Here is a 3499-nt window from a genome sequence, read left to right on the forward strand (position 1 = left end):
CAGGCGGTCAGGCGGTCAGGAAACAGCTCCATGAGCAGGGGAACAACCGGCCCACAGACACCCCGACACGCGGCGCGCGGCCGCGATGTCACCCGGATGCGACCTCGCGGTGCACACGGACGGTCTACCCACCGTGCGCTCAGCGTGACAGCGACGCAGTATCAATCTCGATGCGCTTTCCGAGGTCATATGCGGAAAGTCGCCCGCTCTTCCCACGAAAGGATTCAGCGCCATGTCGCGAATCGCCAAGGCCGCTCTACTAACCGCCATTGCCGGCGCCGCCCTCACCGCCGGAAGCGGTGTCGCCGTCGCAAACGACGGCGGTCACTACGGCGGCCACCACGGCAGAGGCTATTACAGCGGGAACACTGCCTACGCGGTAGGGTCCCCCGGTTTCCTCTCCGGCAACGTCGTGCAGTTCGGGTTCAACGCCCCGATCAACGCCTGTGGCAATGGCCTCGGCCTCCTGGGCCTGCTCAATAGCACAGGCGGCACCTTCTGCGGCAACTTCTACAACGACTACTACAGCTACCGGGAGCACCGGGAGCACCGGGAATACCGGGAGCACAACGGCCGCCACAACGGCCGGGGCGACCGCGACGACCGCGGCGACCGGGGCGACCGGGGTGACCGCGACGACCGGGGTGACCGAGGTGACCGCGACGACCACGACTCGTACAGGGACTGACGTGACCGGCGAGTCAGCCTGACCGGCTGGCGGAGGGCTGGAGCAGCCCTCGACCCTCCGCCTCCCCCTCCTGTGGCGCCCGCGCTTCCCCACCGCGGGCGCCACAGGCACGTCCGGCCCGGAGGACGGCCGGGGCCCCGCCGGCTAGACCGTCACGATGTGCGGTGACATCTCCAGGAGACGGGTGCGGGCCGCCTGCAGCCGGTGGGCGAGGATCTCCGCGACCGTGCGCATCAGGACGAGCCCCAGGACCGGGTCCTCGTCGCACATCGCCCGCACCTGGAAGCCGTCGAAGGCGTAGGTACGGACGGGGCTGAGCGCCTCGGCTCCGAAGTCCCACTCGTAGGGCGGGAAGAGCCAGGACCAGCCGAGGAGGTCGCCGGGGCCGAGGGTCGCGACGGTGGCGGACCGCCGGTCGGTGACGCGGAGGTCGAGGGTGACGGCGCCGGAGCGGATGACCCAGAAGCCGGTCGCCTGGCCGCCCTCCTCGAAGATCCGGGCGTCCTGGGGGAAGGAGACCTCCCGGCCGTGCTCCATCAGGCGGTCGCGGACGCCGGGTGGCAGGGACCGCAGAAAACGGGGCGCAGTGGTCATGGGCTCGAGCCTCCTCGCCTCCGGCGCCCTGGCGGCGCCGCCGGTTCGCCGTACACCGCTATTACCCCAAATGGGGCTATTGGATCCACTATCGCCCACCACTGCCGGGAGAAGACAAGAGCGGTGGGGCAACTGTCACGCAGCGCGCCCGAAGGACTTCTCCTGGTCGCGGACTGGTGCGCTGGGACTGCGGAAGGTGGGTACCGAGCCCGTATGGAGTGGTTCGGGGATTCGGGCTACTGGCTGAGCCGGCTGGTCTTCCAGCGGGCTCTGGCGGCGCTCTACCTGGTGGCCTTCCTCGCCGCGGCCAACCAGTTCCGCGCGCTGATCGGCGAGCGGGGGATGCTGCCGGTGCCGGAGTTCGTGGCGCGCGTGCCGTGGCGGCAGGCGCCGAGCGTCTTCCGGTGGCACTACTCCGACCGCTTCTTCGCGGCCGTGGCCTGGGGCGGGGTCCTGCTGTCCGCGGCGATGGCGGCGGGGGCAGGGGACGCCGTGCCGCTGTGGACGGCGATGCTGATGTGGGCCGTGCTGTGGGCCGCGTATCTGTCGATCGTCAACGTGGGCCAGACCTGGTACGCGTTCGGCTGGGAGTCGCTGCTGCTGGAGGCGGGTTTTCTGGCCGTGTTCCTGGGGAACGAGCGGACCGCTCCCCCGGTCCTGCTGCTGTGGCTGCTGCGCTGGCTGCTGTTCCGCGTCGAGTTCGGCGCGGGCCTGATCAAGATGCGCGGCGACCACTGCTGGCGGGACCTGACGTGCCTGTACTACCACCACGAGACCCAGCCGATGCCCTCCCCGCTGAGCTGGTACTTCCACCATCTACCCAAACCCCTGCACCGAGTCGAGACGGCCGCCAACCACGTGGCCCAACTCGCCGTCCCGATCGCGCTGTTCACACCGCAGCCGGTGGCGAGCGTGGCCGCGCTGGTGATCGTGGCGACCCAGCTGTGGCTGGTGGTGTCCGGCAATTTCGCCTGGCTGAACTGGCTGACGATCGTCCTGGCCCTGCCCGCCGTCAGCGGCACCCTCGCCGCGGGCCTCCTGCCGCTCCCCGATCCGCCGGAGTTCGCCGCTCCCCCGGTCTGGTACGAGGCGCTGGTGATCGCGGTGGCCGCCCTGGTCGCCGTCCTCAGCTACTGGCCGGCCCGCAACCTGCTCTCCCGCGCCCAGGCAATGAACCGCTCCTTCAACGCCCTCCACCTCGTCAACACCTACGGGGCGTTCGGCTCCATCAACCGCACCCGCCGCGAGGTGGTCGTCGAGGGCACGGACGAGCCGGAGGTCACGCCGGAGACCGTATGGCGGGGGTACGAGTTCAAGGGCAAGCCCGGCGAGCCGCGCCGGCGGCCACCGCAGGTCGCCCCGTACCACCTGCGGCTCGACTGGCTGATGTGGTTCGCCGGGATCTCCTCGGCGTACGCGCGGCCGTGGTTCCTGCCGTTCGCGGAGCGACTGCTGGAGAACGACCGGGCCACACTGAAGCTGCTGCGCTCGAACCCCTTCCCGGCCCAGCCGCCCACCTATGTCCGCGCCCTGGTGTACGAGTACCGGTTCACCTCGCGGCAGGAGCGGCGGGAGACGGGGGCGTGGTGGCACCGGACTCTGGTGGGCGAGTTCCTGCCGCCGGTGGCATCGGCACGCGACGAGAGCCGGACATGACTGTGGCGCCCGCCCCTGCGAGGGCGGGCGCCACCAGGGCCCCCGTCGGTTACTTCTTGTAACCGCCGTAGCCGTTGTCCTTGCGCCCCTTGTAGTGGTCATCCCGGTGGTCGCTGTGGCTGTAGACCTCGCGGCGGTCCTCGTGGGCCGAGACGTTGGCACACTTGTTGCCGAACGGGGGGTTCCCGAGGGCAATGACGTTGAGCCCGTTGCCGCACACATTGATCGGGATGTAGACCGGAGTCTGGATCAGGTTGCCAGAGAGTACGCCGGGGGAACCCACGGCTGCGCCGTGGGTCCCCCCGGCGTCGGCAGCGGCGACACCAGAGGCACCAGCGACCGCCATACCGGCGGCGACGGTCAGTACAGCGGCCTTGACGATACGCGACATGACGTAGTCCTTTCTTGTCTTGCAGAAGGAATCCCCGCCGCCAAAACGGCAGAGATCTGGAACAACGCCCGTAATGCGACAAAGTTGCGCGGAGCGGCGCATTCGAGTGGCAAGTGCCCGGGTCACGCGCCCCCGGACGCGCTGATCACAGCACCCCTCCCCGCGCATGG

Annotated in this window: 4 protein-coding genes; 2 read left to right on the top strand and 2 right to left on the bottom strand. The window is 69.8% G+C overall.

Features of this window, described 5'->3' with window-relative positions:
• Positions 1–232 precede the first annotated feature (232 nt).
• Positions 233–688, top strand: coding sequence for a chaplin (locus AOK16_RS29010; RefSeq protein ID WP_079101589.1), 456 nt, complete (start codon positions 233–235; stop codon positions 686–688).
• 144 nt (positions 689–832) lie between these two features.
• On the opposite strand, the gene AOK16_RS20060 is transcribed toward AOK16_RS29010, so the two are convergent.
• Positions 833–1282 (bottom strand): Crp/Fnr family transcriptional regulator, encoded by a 450-nt coding sequence (locus AOK16_RS20060; protein ID WP_055473586.1) that lies wholly within the window; start codon positions 1280–1282, stop codon positions 833–835.
• Positions 1283–1495: 213 nt separating this feature from the next.
• Between AOK16_RS20060 and AOK16_RS20065 the strand changes: the two genes are divergently transcribed.
• Positions 1496–2938 (top strand): lipase maturation factor family protein, encoded by a 1443-nt coding sequence (locus AOK16_RS20065; RefSeq protein WP_055473587.1) that lies wholly within the window; start codon positions 1496–1498, stop codon positions 2936–2938.
• A gap of 49 nt (positions 2939–2987) precedes the next feature.
• Here AOK16_RS20065 and AOK16_RS20070 read toward each other — a convergent pair whose 3' ends face one another.
• On the bottom strand, positions 2988–3329 hold the full coding sequence (locus tag AOK16_RS20070; RefSeq protein WP_055473588.1) for a chaplin: 342 nt from the start codon (positions 3327–3329) through the stop codon (positions 2988–2990).
• Positions 3330–3499 lie beyond the last annotated feature (170 nt).

This window comes from Streptomyces pathocidini (genome assembly GCF_001418495.1).
In the GTDB taxonomy this organism is placed as follows: Bacteria; Actinomycetota; Actinomycetes; order Streptomycetales; family Streptomycetaceae; genus Streptomyces; species Streptomyces pathocidini.

Coding starts and splice junctions, on each gene's coding strand:
- AOK16_RS20065 (WP_055473587.1), top strand. CDS start 1,496: ATGGAGTGGTTCGGGGATTCGGGCTACTGGCTGAGCCGGCTGGTCTTC.
- AOK16_RS29010 (WP_079101589.1), top strand. CDS start 233: ATGTCGCGAATCGCCAAGGCCGCTCTACTAACCGCCATTGCCGGCGCC.
- AOK16_RS20070 (WP_055473588.1), bottom strand. CDS start 3,329: ATGTCGCGTATCGTCAAGGCCGCTGTACTGACCGTCGCCGCCGGTATG.
- AOK16_RS20060 (WP_055473586.1), bottom strand. CDS start 1,282: ATGACCACTGCGCCCCGTTTTCTGCGGTCCCTGCCACCCGGCGTCCGC.